Source organism: Acinetobacter sp. YH12040 (assembly GCF_013420005.1).
Taxonomy (GTDB): Bacteria; Pseudomonadota; Gammaproteobacteria; order Pseudomonadales; family Moraxellaceae; genus Acinetobacter; species Acinetobacter amyesii.
This window is the reverse complement of sequence record NZ_VOZB01000003.1, coordinates 308,224-325,602: the sequence shown is the minus strand read 5'-3', so window position 1 is coordinate 325,602 and position 17,379 is coordinate 308,224. Positions and strand designations below refer to the sequence as shown.

General features: G+C 39.5%; 16 protein-coding genes. 10 read left to right on the top strand and 6 right to left on the bottom strand.

Annotated features, from left to right (window positions below):
* Positions 1 to 242: 242 nt before the first annotated feature.
* The 4 genes from FTT99_RS04805 (at position 243) to FTT99_RS04790 (ending at position 4,505) form a co-directional block, all read left to right on the top strand.
* The gene (locus FTT99_RS04805; protein ID WP_180129675.1) at positions 243 to 1,250 is read left to right on the top strand and encodes an SDR family NAD(P)-dependent oxidoreductase; all 1,008 of its coding nucleotides are present in this window, start codon (positions 243 to 245) and stop codon (positions 1,248 to 1,250) included.
* A gap of 199 nt (positions 1,251 to 1,449) precedes the next feature.
* A complete protein-coding gene (fumC, locus tag FTT99_RS04800; RefSeq protein ID WP_180129677.1) occupies positions 1,450 to 2,844 on the top strand; it encodes a class II fumarate hydratase in 1,395 nt (464 codons plus the stop codon).
* A 361-nt stretch (positions 2,845 to 3,205) separates the two neighbouring features.
* On the top strand, positions 3,206 to 3,697 hold the full coding sequence (locus FTT99_RS04795) for a hypothetical protein (RefSeq protein WP_180059608.1): 492 nt from the start codon (positions 3,206 to 3,208) through the stop codon (positions 3,695 to 3,697).
* Positions 3,698 to 3,902: 205 nt separating this feature from the next.
* The gene (locus tag FTT99_RS04790) at positions 3,903 to 4,505 is read left to right on the top strand and encodes a nitroreductase family protein (protein ID WP_180129679.1); all 603 of its coding nucleotides are present in this window, start codon (positions 3,903 to 3,905) and stop codon (positions 4,503 to 4,505) included.
* Positions 4,506 to 4,661: 156 nt separating this feature from the next.
* On the opposite strand, the gene FTT99_RS04785 is transcribed toward FTT99_RS04790, so the two are convergent.
* Positions 4,662 to 6,449, bottom strand: a complete 1,788-nt coding sequence (locus FTT99_RS04785; protein ID WP_180161269.1) for an acyl-CoA dehydrogenase — start codon at positions 6,447 to 6,449, stop codon at positions 4,662 to 4,664.
* Between the two features lie 122 nt (positions 6,450 to 6,571).
* Here FTT99_RS04785 and FTT99_RS04780 point away from each other — a divergent pair, with 122 nt between their 5' ends.
* Positions 6,572 to 7,558, top strand: coding sequence for a GlxA family transcriptional regulator (locus FTT99_RS04780; protein ID WP_180129682.1), 987 nt, complete (start codon positions 6,572 to 6,574; stop codon positions 7,556 to 7,558).
* Positions 7,559 to 7,565: 7 nt separating this feature from the next.
* Here FTT99_RS04780 and FTT99_RS04775 read toward each other — a convergent pair whose 3' ends face one another.
* From FTT99_RS04775 to FTT99_RS04755, 5 genes are all read right to left on the bottom strand, one after another.
* A complete protein-coding gene (locus tag FTT99_RS04775; RefSeq protein WP_373423555.1) occupies positions 7,566 to 8,765 on the bottom strand; it encodes an MFS transporter in 1,200 nt (399 codons plus the stop codon).
* The gene (locus tag FTT99_RS04770; RefSeq protein ID WP_180129684.1) at positions 8,749 to 9,195 is read right to left on the bottom strand and encodes a MarR family winged helix-turn-helix transcriptional regulator; all 447 of its coding nucleotides are present in this window, start codon (positions 9,193 to 9,195) and stop codon (positions 8,749 to 8,751) included. Before FTT99_RS04770 ends, FTT99_RS04775 begins: the two co-directional genes overlap by 17 nt.
* Before the next feature lie 189 nt (positions 9,196 to 9,384).
* Positions 9,385 to 10,161, bottom strand: coding sequence for a DUF805 domain-containing protein (locus FTT99_RS04765; RefSeq protein WP_078193825.1), 777 nt, complete (start codon positions 10,159 to 10,161; stop codon positions 9,385 to 9,387).
* 139 nt (positions 10,162 to 10,300) lie between these two features.
* Positions 10,301 to 10,855 (bottom strand): thermonuclease family protein, encoded by a 555-nt coding sequence (locus FTT99_RS04760; RefSeq protein WP_078193824.1) that lies wholly within the window; start codon positions 10,853 to 10,855, stop codon positions 10,301 to 10,303.
* A gap of 217 nt (positions 10,856 to 11,072) precedes the next feature.
* The gene (locus FTT99_RS04755; RefSeq protein ID WP_180129687.1) at positions 11,073 to 11,990 is read right to left on the bottom strand and encodes a LysR family transcriptional regulator; all 918 of its coding nucleotides are present in this window, start codon (positions 11,988 to 11,990) and stop codon (positions 11,073 to 11,075) included.
* A gap of 93 nt (positions 11,991 to 12,083) precedes the next feature.
* On the opposite strand from FTT99_RS04755, the gene FTT99_RS04750 reads away from it, so the two are divergent.
* From FTT99_RS04750 to FTT99_RS04730, 5 genes are all read left to right on the top strand, one after another.
* Positions 12,084 to 13,325 carry an acyl-CoA dehydrogenase family protein gene (locus FTT99_RS04750; RefSeq protein WP_180085040.1) on the top strand — a complete coding sequence of 414 codons (1,242 nt, stop codon included), beginning with the start codon at positions 12,084 to 12,086 and terminating at the stop codon, positions 13,323 to 13,325.
* Positions 13,326 to 13,435: 110 nt separating this feature from the next.
* Positions 13,436 to 14,557 (top strand): phosphotransferase family protein, encoded by a 1,122-nt coding sequence (locus FTT99_RS04745; protein ID WP_180129689.1) that lies wholly within the window; start codon positions 13,436 to 13,438, stop codon positions 14,555 to 14,557.
* A complete protein-coding gene (locus FTT99_RS04740; RefSeq protein ID WP_180003718.1) occupies positions 14,554 to 15,252 on the top strand; it encodes a histidine phosphatase family protein in 699 nt (232 codons plus the stop codon). The genes FTT99_RS04745 and FTT99_RS04740 overlap by 4 nt, the downstream gene beginning before the upstream one ends.
* Before the next feature lie 19 nt (positions 15,253 to 15,271).
* Positions 15,272 to 16,015 carry an SDR family oxidoreductase gene (locus tag FTT99_RS04735; RefSeq protein ID WP_078193819.1) on the top strand — a complete coding sequence of 248 codons (744 nt, stop codon included), beginning with the start codon at positions 15,272 to 15,274 and terminating at the stop codon, positions 16,013 to 16,015.
* Between the two features lie 294 nt (positions 16,016 to 16,309).
* Positions 16,310 to 17,356, top strand: a complete 1,047-nt coding sequence (locus FTT99_RS04730; RefSeq protein ID WP_180129690.1) for a fatty acid desaturase — start codon at positions 16,310 to 16,312, stop codon at positions 17,354 to 17,356.
* Positions 17,357 to 17,379 lie beyond the last annotated feature (23 nt).

Genomic DNA, 17,379 nt, shown 5'->3' with positions numbered 1-17,379 from the left:
TTCTAAATGGATCGCTAGCTAGGTCATTTGTCGTAAATCAAATACAGTTAATATCCATAACTGCAACACAGTCAAAATTCTAAAGCAGTAAGATAAAACAAGAATGCTCTTGCAGATTGTTCGGCTCATGAAAAATGCTGAGGCGAAGTTTCAAAATTTAGATCTGTAGATAAGTTGGTGACGACACCGAGATGATGCCAAAGATTTGTAAAAGCTTGATAACTATAAGGAGTATCTAAACAATGATTTTAGTGACTGGTGGTTTAGGCTTTATAGGCTCACATATAGCCTTGAGTTTAATGGCTCAAGGTCAAGAAGTCATTATTGTGGATAATTTATCCAATGCAAATTTACAAACACTTGAACGACTAGAATTTATTTCAGGCATGTATGTACCTTTTGTCAAACTCGATATTCGAAATACTCCCGCACTCAATAAAGTATTTGAACAATATACCGTCGATGCTGTCATTCATACGGCAGGCTTTAAGTCATTGGAAGAATCCGTCCTTAAACCACTTGAATATTATAATGATAATGTCAGTTGTATCATGAGTTTGCTGCGTGCTATGCAGCGAACAGGTGTACGAACACTGATCCATTTATCAAGTTTAGCGGTATATGGACAGTCGTCGGCAGAATTAACAGAAGACACAGAAATCAATTTTACCTATCCAAATCCCTATGTGAAATCTCAACAAATGGTGGAAGAAATTATACGGGATACGGCACGTACTGATAATGAGTGGAAAATTGCGATTTTGCGTTTAGGAAACGTCGCAGGTGCATTCGAACATGCAGTTTTAGGTGAGTTTGTAGCGCCATTGCCAAAAAATATCGTGCCACTAGCGATGCAAGTTGGGGCTTTACAACGAGATTTTATCGAACTTCGCAAACAAGCTAAAACTGAAGATGGTACTGTGGAACGGAGTTTCGTGCATGTACTCGACTGTTGTAAGGCGGTGTGGCAATGTTTGCAATGGTTGTCGCAGCAGCAATTCGCCTGTGAGGCTTTTAATATTTCAGGTGAGTTGGTTTCGATACAGCAACTATTAGATACGCTTTCAGAAGTGACACAGGCGGAGATTAAGACGGTCGAATCTAGTTTTTACCCAAGCCATGAATATGACCAGCTTGGGGCAAGTACACAGAAAGCGAAAAGTACTTTTGATTGGCAGCCTGAACAAGATTTAAAGAAAATGCTAGAAGATGAATGGCGTTTCTATCAACAAACATTAAGAGGGAATTAACTCGTCTTGTATTGGGTAATTTTAATCGTCGTGCATGATTTTCTTTATAAAATCACGATAAAGATTATCAAATAAACCACTTATAATTGATAATGGTTATTATTTACAAGGCTAAACAAGTTACCTAAACTGTATTTATCAGCAGAGTTTGATTCTGCACAGACGTTCAAGTTTTATAAATAAGGATATGAGGTCATTTATGCAAACACGTATTGAACATGACACAATGGGCGATGTTGAAGTACCTAGCGATGCGATGTGGGGTGCACAAACACAGCGTAGTTTGCAAAACTTTAAAATTGGTGGTGAACGTTTACCACGTCCAATGATTCGTGCAATGGGTCTCGTGAAAAAATCAGCTGCGATCACCAACGCAGCATTGGGTCAAATCCCTCAGGAACTTTCTGGTTATATCGTCAATGCAGCCGAAGAAGTGATCTCAGGTCAATGGGATGCACAATTCCCACTGGTAGTTTGGCAAACTGGTTCTGGTACGCAAAGTAACATGAACTGTAATGAGGTAATTGCCAATATTGCCAATCAAAAACTAGGCAATCCATTGGGTTCACAAAAACCTGTCCATCCCAATGATCATGTCAATCGTGCTCAATCGACCAACGATTCATTCCCAACCGCAATTCATGTGGCTGCAAGCCTACAAATCAATGAGCTTTTAATTCCTGCTGTAACGAAACTGCGTAATACCTTAGAAGCAAAATCTAACGATTTTAAAGATATTGTTAAAATTGGCCGTACACATTTACAGGATGCAACGCCTTTAACATTAGGCCAAGAGTTTAGTGGCTATGTTTCACAGCTCGATCATGGTTTGAAGCGTTTAAATCAAGCTTTAGAAGGACTGTATGAATTACCATTAGGTGGTACAGCGGTCGGCACAGGTCTGAATGCACATCCTGAATATGCTGTAAAAGCAGCAGCAGAAATTGCGAAACAAACAGGACTACCATTTGTCACTGCACCCAACAAATTTGAAGCACTTGCAGGACGTGATGCTGCTGTATTTGCATCGGGGGCGTTAAAAACACTTGCTGTAAGTTTAAATAAAATCGCCAATGACGTGCGCTGGTTAGCCAGTGGCCCACGCTGTGGTTTTGGTGAGCTACGCATTCCAGAAAATGAACCAGGTTCAAGCATCATGCCAGGTAAGGTTAATCCAACTCAAAGTGAAGCTATGACGATGGTGGTTGCTCAAGTACTTGGAAATGACACAACCATTAATGTTGCTGGGGCATCGGGTAACTTTGAATTAAACGTGTTTATGCCGGTTATTGCCTTTAACTTATTGCAATCTATTCAACTCCTCGGCGATGCATGTAATAGCTTCAATGACCACTGTGCAGTAGGCATTGAGCCAAACCGTGAAAAAATCGATCATTTCTTACATGATTCATTAATGTTAGTTACGGCACTCAACCCAGTGATTGGTTATGAAAATGCTGCAAAAGTTGCTAAAACTGCATATAAAGAAGGTAAAACTCTAAAACAAGTTGCGGTAGAACTCGGTTTAGTCACTGCAGAGCAATTTGATGAAGTGGTTCGTCCTGAGCAAATGGTTTCACCCAATACCAAATAAATAGTTTTGAGATCATTCATCTAGAGTGTTTGAAAATAAAAAGAGAGGCTGACTCATACTCAGCCTCTCTTTTATTGGATAAATTTTTAATTCTTTTTTATCGCTAAATACTGGCTAACACATATTCTTTTGAATCATAGTCATCTTGAAATGTATGTATATAAACAGGACGGTTTATTAAAAATAGGGCAACGAACAAAATGCAGCAAGGCCGGAGTATGAAGCGAGTAATTCATAGGATTGGGCTTTGAATTCATTGGCACACTTGTTAAAATGCCTTTCTTTTTCTGTTTTCGTTGCTATTTGACATTTGTTTGAATAAATATTTGCAAGACAGTGTTTTATTTAAGGATTTCCCCCAATGCTCACCATCTATTTGACAGATGTCCAAAAGAACGTTCAATTTAAAGATTATCCGGGCGAGCATCCTGTTAAATTTGTTTTGAATTTTAAAAAGATTTTCCCAAGTGTTATGGAGCTTTTGCTTCCAGTTTTGCCTGAGAATGAAAATCTAGAAGAAATGAGCTGGGAATCTACTACTACTGATTTTGAAAAATTCAAATTACTACTCAGTGGTTGGGGCGTAATCGAACTGCGTTTGAATGCTATTGCGCAATATAAAGACCGTGCTTATGCAGATAACTTGGTAAAAAAAGCACAGCAAAAGCGCAAAGAATATAAAAAAGCACAGTCAAAATTACAAACTGTTGAACTGGATTATCTATTCATGCACGAAGTTCATGGTTTAATTGATGCTGAGTTGGTCGAGCTAGGTGAAAAATTCTATCTACCGACGTTACGTGAGCTTTGGAAAAACAAAGTGTCAGCGAATGTGCTAGAAGCAAAATTCTAAACTTCATAAGGTTTTAGTCGAAAAATCCTCCGCTTAGGAGGATTTTTTATATGTACAGCAGAACTTCAGATTTACTTCGGCAAGTGACTGTTTCATAGTGACCCATCAACAAATGAAGCATTCAAAACATTTGGAAAGTAGCGATACTTATTATTCCAAATGTATCTGATTCATCTACACATTATATTCTAAAGGACCATTTTATATGTCAAATCAGTTTATTGACCTGATAAGCAAACGTCGCACTATTTATGCTATTGGGGACAATGTAAGCCAAAGCACAGAATATTTAACTGATTTGATCCAAACAGCGATTAAACAAAGCCCGTCTTCATTTAATTCACAATCTTCTCGTGCTGTTATTTTATTTAATGGTGAAAGCGAAAAATTTTGGGGCTTAGTCGCTGACAAATTAAAATCTTATGCAAAAGATGAAGAAAGTGCTGCGAAGACCACGGATAAAATGGCAAGTTTTGCAGCAGGTTTGGGTACAGTTTTGTTCTTTGAAGATTTGGATGTGGTCAGTGGTCTACAAGCACAGTTTCCTTCTTATGCAGAAAACTTTCCGATTTGGGCTGAACATTCAACTGCCATTGCCCAATTTGCGACTTGGACAGCGTTGCACACCGAAGGTTTAGGCGCATCACTACAGCATTACAACCCAATTGTGGATGAACAAGTGCATGCTGAATGGGACATTCCTGCGCATTGGAAACTTCGTGCTCAATTGGTTTTTGGTTCAGTGGAAGGTGAAGCGAAAGAAAAAGGCTATATGGATGATGCCGCTCGTTTTAAAGTCTTCCAATAATTGCGGTGTATAGGACTCAATTTTGATAAATAAGGAACGAAATCTAAGTTCCTTTTTTTTATTGCAGTTTTATTGAGATAGATAGGGTTGGACAAGATTTTCATCCGTGAAAACCTTGTCCAGATTAGCCCATTGAGGACTGAGCTAAACGGGTGACTAGAACCAACTTTCTTGCATGTTGAGGCAAGTATCATCAAGTTCTAGCAATAACTTGGCTTGGTGCTCTATTTCAGGTAATTCCCAGCGGATAAAATATTGCGCGGCTTGTAATTTACCGGCTAAGAATTGTTTATCTTCAGCTAAATCGGAATGTTCAAATTTCACAAGGGCTTGATTGGCCATTTCAAGCCATAGCCATGAAATGATGACTTTGCCCATCATGTCTAGATACAACGCAGAGTTTCCCAGTGCCTGATCGACATGACCTTGGGCGAGGACTTGTCCCAAAGTTTGTGTGGTTTTCTTCACCGTGTTTAAATGTGCTGAAAAAATCGCTGCAAGCGCTTCCGTTTTTGGATGTTGAGCTTGATCAATCGTATTTTGCATACGTTGTAATAACAGCATCAAACCTTTGCTGTTGTGCTGCCAAAGCTTACGACCCAACAAATCCAAAGATTGAATGCCAAATGTACCTTCATGGATCGGATTTAAGCGATTGTCGCGATAGCATTGTTCAAGTGGATATTCACGGGTATAGCCCGCGCCACCTAAAACTTGAATGGCTAAATCATTGGCTTTTGGTCCATAGGCGGAAGGGAATGATTTGACGACAGGGATAATCAAATCTAATAACAACGCGCTGTCTTCATTGTTAGCGGCTTGATGTTCATCAATTAATCGTGCAGCAAATAGGCATAATGCGAGTGCGCCTTCCACATAGGATTTTTGTGCCAAAAGCATCCGTTTAACATCTGTATGTTGAATAATATTGACAGGTTTTGAGGCAGGATTTTTATCTGATACTAAGCGACCTTGTGGACGGTATTTGGCATATTCGAGTGACTCTAAATAGCCACGGTATCCAATCATGGCTGCACCTAAGCCGACACCGACTCGTGCTTCATTCATCATCTTAAACATATATTTAAGACCAGCACCTGCTTCACCAATCAGATAGCCTGTACATTGGTCTTTTTCACCAAAGCTCAGTACTGTCGATGTTGTACCTCTGTAGCCCATTTTATGTAATAAGCCAGCCAGTTGAACGTCATTGGCGCCTGCAAGTGAACCATCGCTCAGGGTTTTAAACTTCGGAACAATAAACAGAGATATACCTTTTACGCCCTGAGGTGCGTCTTGTATCCGAGCAAGCACCAAATGGACGATATTTTCAGTGATGTCTTGGTCACCCCCTGAAATAAACATCTTTTGGCCTTTGATGAGGTAGGTACCATCGGCTTGCGGTATAGCTTTTGTAGTCAAATCACCTAAAGATGAACCCACATCAGGTTCAGTCATAGCCATCGTTCCTGCAAAGCGACCACTGAACATATGCGGTACAAACCTATCTTTTTGTTCAGTCGTACCGAAAGCTTGAATTACATTTGCAGCCGCAGCGGTTAGAAATGAATAAGCCACTGACGATGGATTTGCTGACATGAAATAAGCATTTGCAGCCATGTTAATTAAAGTCGGAAGTTGCATACCGCCTGCATCATAATCATGCTGCGCACAAAGTAGGCCGGCATCTGCAAATTGCTTCCATGCCATTTTGACTTCTGTAATAGTTTTAACCTGTTGACCATCAAACGTAGGTTCGTTTTGATCGGCTGTTGCGTTATGGGGTGCAAAAAAGTCTTGAGCAATACCTTGTGCAGTTTCTAGGATGCTTTTGAAGGTTTCAGCATCATGCTCAGCAAAACGTGGGTAATGCGTTAAGTCTTGCGCTTTAAACACGTCAAATAGCAAAAAATTTAAATCTTTGTCATTGATTAACTGCGCCATTGCTCAATCTCAAATCGGGTTGAATTTTATGCCTTAAGCCTAGCAGTTGATTTTTAGATATAGAATTGTCAATAATGACACTTAATAAGTCAAAAATGACATTTTGATAATTTGAACTTTAAATGAAGAAAATCATAATTTTAGCATTTGATGGCGCTTTAGCTTCCGCGATTACTGGGGTCATTGATTTATTTGCAATGGCGGGGGTCAGTTGGAACCGGATCCAAAAACAAAATGTGCAGCGGCTATTTCAGGTCAAAATTGCCTCACAACATGGTCAAGCTGTGCAATGTATCAATGGCATCAAGCTTTATGCAGATTTAGCATTTTCTGAAATAACAGATGCAGATATCATTATTGTTCCAACGATAGGCGCGGCGATTTTAGATGTTTTAGCGCAAAATTCAGCACTAATCGAGTTATTAAAAACTCGGCAATTGCAGAGCGGACTGATCGCAGGAAATTGTACGGGTAATTTTTTTCTGGCAGAAGCAGGGCTTTTAGATGGTAAGCAGGCAACGACGCATTGGGGCTTTCAGCAAATGTTTCGTGAACGCTATCCTTTGGTGAAACTGAATGCAGATCAGCTGATTAGCCATGATCAAAATATCTATTGTGCAGGCGGCGGCTTAGCATGGTTTGATTTGGGACTACACCTAATAGAACGTTTTTATGGTTTTGAAACGGCAATCCATACGGCAAAATCATTTGTATTGGATTATCGTCGTGATAGTCAGTTGTCCTATTCATTATTGAAAATATCTAAACCGCATCAGGATGGTTTGGTGCAAAAAGTTCAAGATTGGTTAGAACAGCATTATCATGAAAATATTGTCTTAGATGAACTTGCAGCGCAGTTTAATGTGACAACGAGGACATTGATTCGACATTTTAAAGCGGCTTTGGATATTCCTCCCAATCAATACTTACAATCGATACGGATTGAAGCTGCACGAAAGCGTTTAGAAGAAACGGGACATGCTTTAGATCTGATTATGCGAGAGGTTGGCTATAGTGACCCAAGCTCATTTCGACGGTTATTTCAGAAAAAAACTGGGCTGAGCCCCTTAGAATATCGTCGACGTTTCAGCCGACGATTTGATGTTTAAATACAGTTTAAGCGGTTCGAACGGCATAACGACCATGTAAAATGTAGTAGGCACCCATACATGCAAAGGCAGCAAATGCGCTATACAAATACAATTGTGAGTAACCAATATGGTCGAGCAATTTACCGATAAAGTATGGTCCAAAGCCTAAGCCTGCATCCAAAAAGATAAAGAAAGTCGAAGTGGCAAAGCCCATACGTTCAAGCGGTGCACTTTTCACGGCAACTGTTTGGCAGACCGACTGAATATTGCCATAACCGAGTCCAAGTAAGCCGGCACAAAGTAAAAGCATCCATGAACTCTGAGTGATGCTGAGCAGTACCAATGCTACGCCCATAATCACAAAAGCAGGGTAGATCACAATATTTTCACCTTTACGATCCATCAAAGGGCCAGTAAATGGGCGAGAAATTAAAATCGCAATGGCATACATCAAAAAGAAAAACGAGGCTGTTTCAACCAAATCGATTTCTTTGGCATAAAAGTTAATGAAAGACAAAACGCCTGAATAGCAGATTGAAGCGAAAAGCATGATGAATGATATCGGTAATGCTTTAGGCTCTACAAATTGAGCAATCCAACTTGGTTTTTTGACGGCTTCAACAGTATCGAGGGGTTTATTGATTTTGGGTAAATCGGGCACTTGAATCAGTAAGGCAACCAATAGGCAGCTCAATGCGATAATCGTAGAAACAATAAAAATCGCGTGATAACCAATGTGTAACATCATCCAAATTGCAAGAAATGGCCCAATAGCCGTACCTAACGTACTACTCATGCTGTAGTAGCCAATGCCTTCACCGCGACGTGTCGCTGGTAAGATTTGGGCAATTAAGGTACCCAGCACTGTTGATGCCATACCCATCATAAAGCCATGCATAAAGCGTATGAAGAGCAACATGCCGACGCCAGACTGAATGAAGTAAAAACCAGAAAAAATTAAAAAGCCAATTAAACCAACGATCAGTGTCGTTTTACGTCCAAAGCGTTCTAGGAACTTGCCTACCAATAAACGCCCGACCAATGTGCCTACAATGAACAAGCCTGAAACTAAACCTGCTTGGGCTGTAGTCGCACCCAATTCAGCCACCGCATAGCCCACGATCACCACAACCAAGAGATAAAAGGTTAAAACCAATTGGAAGTTAATGGCGCTGACTAAAATAAAATTTCGAGTCCAAAGTGGTGCGTTATCTTGCATGATCATCACCTACAGTGTTTTGTTCAAGTTCTTGCATGACACGGTGTAAAATTTGAATGGAGCGTTGGATATCTTGGCTAGCTAATGGCGCGATCAGGCGCTGCTCAAAGGCATCTATGTCTTTTGCACATTGCTGAAATAACTCACGTCCAGTCTCGCTGAGCATCATTTTCTTTTGACGTTTATCGTCAGTTTGCACATGTGCCAAAATATCCATCTGTGCAAGAATTTTGACACGCTTAGTGATGGATGGCTTGGATACATTTAAATATTCCGCCATTTCAATAGATGTACAAGCGGTTTTTTCACGGGTGACAAACATGACTTGCCAAAGCGAATAGTTCAATTGATAGGGCAATAAAATCGTGTTGATTTCATCACTCATCAAACGCGCACAGCGTAGAAGTGAAGAGCGGAAACCTAATGTGGAATTCATGATAGTTAACTAGGGTAACTAAATTATCGCAACTTTATGCCTTATTTATTTTGAATTCAAGTGAACAACTCAAAGCATAAAAAACAGGTATAAAAAAACCTGTGCGCACACAGGTTTTTTTGCATAACATTTCTTACAAAGCATATCTTGCAATACATATTGTTCATTTATGCCCTAAACAATGCGTGTTTATTCTACAGAAGCTTCTGCAGCTGCAATTGCTGCATCTTCCGCTGAGCTGTCTGCATTTTCTGAAATTTCTACACTTTCACCATCTGCATAAGCAAGTTCTTCACCTTCTGATTCAGCTTGCTCTAAATAAGCCGCAAGTTGTTCATCTGTTAATTCTTCAGGTTCACCTTCAGACATCATTGCTTGTTCTTGTAATTGCGCTTGTTCTAAATTGCTCATCATACTTTGCATATTGAACATCAATGGGATCATGACCAATAAATAAACAATCATCAGGATTAGATACAATGACCCAATAACTTTCTCTGTTTGTTCCGTTGGACGCTTAATACCATATTTATTTTCACCTTCAGTGCCTTTTGCAGCCATCACATAAATGCTAAAGATGGTACCGACGAGAGGGATGAGAAAAATTAAACAGAGCCAACCGCTTTTATTTAGATCATGTAAACGACGAATCGTAATGCAGATCATTGCGACAAACATTGCAACGATGGAAACGACAATCAGTGCGATTGCACTGAGTCCTAAGAATGAATTAAAAAGTGCTTCAATACTACGTTCTGCTGAATTGAAAAATGCAAAAACACCTAGCGCGACGCTGATGCCCAATAGGCAGGTATAAATCATACTAATGATAAATAACCACGCTAAATAGGACAGGCGGCCAAAACGTCCTTCAGGAGACAGTGGATGATCGGCTTTTTGAATTTGAGGCTGAATATTTTGATCTTGTTGAAACGGATTCAATTCGCTTGAAGTAAGTTCAGTCATTATTATTCCAATTTTAATTATCTAATTTATTTTCTATGCCCCAAAGGGCAGCTTTATTGTATAGCGAAGTAAAAAAAGGTCAAATATTAGACATGGCTAAGTCATCAAATATTCCTTAGCCATGCTGTAATGTGGTCTGTTATTTATGTAATTTACGATACTCTTTAGGGCGCATTGGACGACTGGCTTTCCACAAACCTTTCTTTTGTTTACGTGCTTTACTTTGTAAATTCATCATATAGTGCAAATGCTTTTGGTCACGGATGTATTCTTCGTACACCCACGCAGCACCACGTTTTACCATTTCTTCATTCATGCATTTACGATAGCGATAAATAACCCCAACGCAGCGGCCATAACGGTCTACATCAGTGATTTTTACGCGGACAAATTTCTTATAAACCATGGATTTGATCAGGCGGGCTGACTCTTTACCGTAGGCTTGTGTTGATTCTGGCGCGTCCACATAAGCAAAGCGAAGTTTGGTTTTAGAACGTCTTAAATTCATCCGATAGCAGGTGAGGGTATCGCCATCACTAATATCGGATACACGGCAGAGGTAAGATTTTCCTTTCTTAAAAGGCTGGAAAAAATCCTTTAAGAAAATGGTGACTTTATAGAGAACATAGACAGTGATCAGGCACAGTACTGCACCTAACGCCATGAGCCAATTCGCGGAGAGATTTGAAAGCATACACAATGATATGAACGAGCTCATATCGCATAAAAACAGGAATTTAGATTTTATAAGAACTCATGATTTATGGCTGTCGAATAAACCGACGGTCAGTTAAAAATACCTTAAATAATCAGCATTTGATCTATAAATATACAGCAAGCTTCATCACGCAGAATTCAATCTAAATCCATGTAAATAGCCTAAGCAAGCTGATATATCATCATAAAATAGCCTAAGCAAAAATTTTAGAAATTTGGCTTCGCAAAAAAACATGCCGTGAATTTAATTCCAAATCATTATGCCAATACATCCCTAATTTAATTTTCGGCAAGTCTACAGGTACATCAAAAATATTCAGTTCGGGAGCAACCTGTAAATGCGTCAAAATATTTTGCGGAATCGTCAATATCGCCTTGGGCTGCTGTGCCAAAATTTGTAGCGCAGTAGAGTAATGCTGACAGCGTAAAAAAATCTCTCTAGAGTGTTTTTTACGATTTAAATAAATATCTTCAACTAATACACCTGCACGTCGGGAAGAAACCCCAATATGAGGAGCCGAAAGATAAATATGTTCATCCATTTTGGGATGTTGACTACAAACCACGAATTGGTCTTCAACTAAGGTTTGAAAATTAATCTTTTCACCAAAGTTTTGCTCAAGGTCAATCGCAAAATCAATTTGCTGTGCAGCTAGATCAGCCACAATGGTTTTACGATCTAATTTAATACTGGAAAATTGGATCTGAAACTGTTGCTGTTGAAAGTGTTCAACTAACTTGGGAAAAATGATCGGTTCAATTTCATCATGTACCGCAATTTTCAAGCTCTGTACCATTGAAGGAGTAAATTGTTGTTTTTGGATAGAAATACTTTGAATCGCAATAAGCGCATTTTTAATTACAGGATAAATCTGCTCGGCAAATGGCGTAGGAAGCATTTTTGCTCCAGCACGTACAAATAAGTCATCTTGTAAATGTTGTCTTAACCGTTGAAGTGCATGACTCGCTGCAGACTGAGTAATACACAAAATTTTTGCAGCTTTTGAAATGCTTTTTTGTTCATAAATTGCGATATACAGTGGATATAAATTGATATCCATACGGTGGAAAACACCCATATCGATGACGGTATTTTTATGAATACTATTCATGTTCATCTATTGAATTAAATCATTTTGTTCATATTAGATTTCAGGTTATGGTGTTGTAAAGCGTAAAGAACATAATATTTAAAGGATGTTGTCATGTTTGAACTTTCTGCACGTGCACAAGATTATATTGAAAGAACAAAAAAATTTATTAAAGATGAAATTGAGCCTGTAGAAACTGAGTTTTGGGCAGAAGTTCATGAGCTGAACCAAGGTGGCGATTGGACCAAATGGCAATGGCCAGCACAGTTAGAGGTCTTAAAAGATAAAGCCAAAGCTGCGGGCTTATGGAATATGTTCTTACCTTGTTCTGAACTTGGGCAAGGCTTATCTGTACAAGAATATGCGCACATCGCAGAACTTTCAGGCCGTAGCTTACTTGCACCTACGGTATTCAATTGCAATGCACCTGACAGCGGCAATATGGAAGTGATTTGGCGTTATGGCACGGAACAACAAAAGCAGCAATGGTTAACACCATTACTGGACGGCAAAATCCGTTCAGTATTTTGTATGACAGAACCTGCTGTTGCTTCAAGTGATGCCACCAATATGGAAGCTACAGCTGTCGTTGAAGGCGACGAAATTGTGTTAAATGGCCGTAAATGGTGGTCTTCAGGTTTAGGTGATCCAAATGCCAAAATCATTATTTTTATGGCGCATACACCTGATGAAAGCAAAGACCGTCACCATCAGCATTCTATGGTTTTAGTACCTGTTGAAACTGCTGGAGTCAAAATCGAACGTATGTTACCTGTGTTTGGCGACTATGATGCGCCACATGGACATGGTGAAATTAGCTTCACAAATGTTCGTGTTCCTGTTGCAAACTTTATTGGCGGCGCAGGTCAAGGTTTTGAAATTGCACAAGGTCGTTTAGGCCCAGGCCGTATTCATCATTGTATGCGTTGTATTGGTGCTGCCGAAAAATCGCTAGAACTGATGATTGACCGTGGTATGAGCCGTACTGCTTTTGGTAAAGAAATTTTAAAACTCGGTGGCAATTTAGAACGCGTAGCAGAAGCACGTGTTGCGATTGATCAGGCACGTTTACTGACCCTTTATGCAGCATATAAAATGGATACTCTAGGGAATATGGCTGCATTAACCGAGATTTCTGCAATTAAAGTAGTTGCGCCGAGTGTCTTAGAAAAAGTTGTCGATATGGCGATTCAAATCCACGGTGGTGCTGGAGTTTCTCGAGATACACCGCTCACAGGTTTCTTTGCGCAAGCACGTTCACTGCGTCTAGCTGATGGCCCTGATGAAGTGCATAAAGGTATGATTGCTAAATTAGAATTGGCAAAGCGCGGTTACAGCAGCCGCCGTAAAAAATAAACAAGTTGTAGTCACATATTTGGCATGGCAACCCTGAGTTGTCCATGCTATAAAACTATAGAAAATTATATTTTTATCATCATGATAGATTCAAGTTTAGGAAGAAAAGCATGTCAGTGATCGATGTAGGCGGTTCAGTTCGTGAGGGTGAAGAACTGGATGTCCGTGCTGTAGGAAATTGGTTGATTGAACATGGCGTTGAAATAGAAGGGCCTGTAGAAGTCACTCAATATTCAGGTGGTGCATCAAATTGGACTTATCGCTTAAAATACGACAATGCTGATTTAATTTTACGTCGTCCACCGAAAGGCACCAAAGCCAAGTCTGCACATGATATGGCACGTGAATATAATGTACAGAAGGCATTATCTGAATTTTATCCAGTGCTCCCTGAGATGGTGGCACTATGTCAGGACGAATCAGTGATTGGCTGTGATTTCTATGTAATGAAACGCGTAGAAGGTATCATTCCACGTGCAAACTTACCCAAAGAATTAAATTTTGATGAAAGCCAAGTTCGCGAATTATGCATCAATGTGATTGATAAACTCGTTGAGCTGCATCAAGTGCCATACCAAGGCACAGATTTAGAAAAAATAGGCAAGGGCGACGGCTACTGTCGTCGTCAAGTGGAAGGTTGGGACGCACGCTATGAAAAAGCCAAAACCTTAAATGTTCCTTCTTTTAAATATGTCCGTAATTGGCTCAAAGACAATATTCCTGCTGACTCTAAAACCTGTGTAATTCATAACGATTGGCGTTTTGATAACGTGATATTAGATCCAAATGATCCTACCCAAGTGATTGGTGTATTGGATTGGGAAATGGCAACATTAGGCGATCCATTGATGGACTTAGGCTCAGCTTTGGCGTATTGGGTTGAAAGTGCCGATAACGCAATTTTTAAAGCCACACGCCGTCAGCCGACCAACTTGAAAGGAATGTTTAGCCGTAAAGAAGTCGTTGAATATTACTTAGAAAAAACTGGTCTTCAAACGGACAATTGGACCTTTTATGAAGTGTTCGGCATTTTCCGTTTAGCGGTAATTGCACAGCAAATTTATTATCGCTTTTACCACAAACAAACCAATAATCCAGCATTCAAAGATTTTTGGATTGTGATCCATGCTTTACATATTCGTGCATTAAAACTTATTGGTTTGCAAAAACTTGAAGCCAATGACGTGGCACAAAAATATATTGAAAAAATGAAGGATATTTTAGGGAAATGACCACGATATATTTAATTCGGCACGGTCAGGCTTCTTTTGGTGCAGAAAGCTATGACAAGCTTTCTCCCAACGGTGAGCTACAGGCTAAGGTGCTGGGACAGTATTTCGACCGTATTTTAAAAGAAAGTCCTTATGTGGTTGCGGGCTCAATGCAACGTCATCAACAAACAGCCAATCTTGCATTGGCTGAATGCTTTCCAGAAGCACAAGTTGATACAGATAACGCGTGGAATGAATTTAATCATCAGCAAGTTTTTGCTCAATATGAACCTCGATTTAACCAGCCGCATTTATTAAAAGAAGATGTATCTAAGCATGAAAACCCGCGTGCTTATTTATCTAAAATTTTTGAAGGTGCCATTGAACGTTGGACAGGCGGAGAATTTCATCATGAATATGATGAATCTTGGCCACATTTTAAAAGTCGAGTCGAAACAGCGCTAGAAAAATTATGCAATCAACTAGCTGAAACCAAACCACGCTATGCCGTTGTGTTTAGTTCAGGTGGTGTGATCTCGGTTGCAGTCGGTAAAATTTTAGGACTCAGTCCTGAAAAAACATTTGCACTTAATTGGGCCATTGCCAATACCAGTATGACAACACTACGTTTGGTTGGAAATGAACCGCAATTACTCAGTTTAAATGAACATCATTTTATAAAAGCAGTTGATCCAAATTTATTGACTTGGATCTAAGATAAACAAAGGAATTATCATGGCTAAAACAATTTTAATTACAGGTGCAAGCTCAGGGATTGGTGCAGGAATGGCACGTGAGTTTGCGCAAAAAGGCTATAACTTAGCCATTTGTGCACGTCGTTTAGAGCGTCTAGAAACACTAAAAAATGAACTGGAAAGCCAATATGGCATCAAAGTGATTGCGAAAACCCTCGATGTTACAAATTACGATCAAGTGTTTGAAGTGTTCCGTGCCTTTAAAGCAGATTTTGGCAGTATTGACCGTGTTATTGTCAACGCAGGTGTCGGTGAAGGTCGTCGTATTGGTAAAGGTAATTTTGAAATTAACCGCGCCACAGTTGAAACTAACTTTATCTCTGCTTTGGCGCAATGCGAAGCTGCGGTTGAAATTTTCCGTAGCCAAAATGCAGGGCATTTGGTGGTGATTTCGTCGATGAGTGCTATGCGTGGTATGCCTAAACATTTAACGGCTTATGGTGCAAGTAAAGCAGGTGTTGCTGCTCTAGCTGAAGGTATTCGTGCAGAGCTAATTGATACCCCAATTAAAGTGACGACTATTTTCCCTGGTTATATTCGTACGGAGATCAATGAAGGTGCGAAAAAACTACCATTTGAAGTCGATGAAAAAACTGGTTCACATCTTTTAGCAAAAGCCATTGAGAAAGCACCGGTTAAAGCCTATGTACCACAATGGCCATGGTTGCCTCTAGGTCTTGCGATGAAAGTATTGCCGTTAAAGATCGTGAATAAATTGGGTTAAACCTTTATGCAATAATAAAGCTCCAATTTTGGGGCTTTATTATTCTCAAATGATATTCGCCATCCTCTGTAGTTTAAAAAGGAATACATAAAACCTGTGATGAAAAGACATTAAAAGCAACCGATTTTGCAAAGAAAAAATGGAGTAATTACTCAGATTATTTATAAATAAGATATTGAAAATAAATAAAATGTTGAATATTTGAACAGACGATGATTTGTTCTCAAAATAGCGATTTCCTTTTTTTTAATTTGCTTTAATGTACAACTGTTCATTAATTTTTAGGTTTGTACTATGTCTATGTCTTCCGATATGACAGATCAACAGCGAATTAACAAAGTCAGAACTGTCGTAACGAAAGCTGGTGAAGACTTACGTCAGCAATATCCCATTTTAAAACATCAAAACTTTATAGGCGCAGCCATCCTTATTTTTGCGCTACTAGGAATGTTGGGTTCAGCTTGGGCGTTTGCTGTTGGCATTTTACCGGCATGGGCTTGTGTGATTTTGGTGGCGATGTTTGCTTCACTGACACATGAATTAGAACATGACCTGATTCATTATATGTACTTTAAAAAGACGCCGTGGGCTCACCATCTCATGTTGGCCTTGGTGTGGTTAGCACGTCCGAATACTATTAGTCCTTGGGCACGTCGTCGTTTGCACCTCAATCACCATAAATATTCAGGTTCAGAATACGATTTGGAAGAACGGGGCATTAGTAATGGCATGCCTTGGGGATTACGTCGTATATTGGTCATTAGCGATCAATTGATGACGGTTTATTTGCGCCCATTTCAAATGTTTAAGATGATTAGGACATTCATTGAAAAACAACCTGAAAAAGAACGTAAAACGGCATTGTTCTCTCAATTGACTGGATTTTTCCCTTTAAGTTTTGTTTATTACGGCATTTGGTATGTATTTGTCATTTATCATGTGGTGAATGGTATTGCTCCAATGTTAGGACAAAGTATTAGTTGGTCAGTCAATTTAGTGAAATTAATTCCAATGATTAATTTTTTAGCTGTGATTTGGATTATTCCGAACTTTATACGTTCTTTCTGCTTACAATTTATCAGCTCAAATATGCATTATTATGGCGATATTGACCCACGCGATATCATTAAACAAACTCAGGTGTTAAATCCGTGGTGGTTGTTCCCAATGCAATTGTTTTGCTTTAACTTTGGTTCGACCCATGCCATCCACCATTTTGTGGTCAAAGAGCCGTTTTATATTCGTCATCTAACCGCAAAAACTGCACACCAAGTCATGCGTGAGGTTGGTGTACGTTTCAATGATTTTGGAACCTTTAAACGCATAAATCGCTGGAATTAAATCAGTACTAGCTTCAAAAAAAG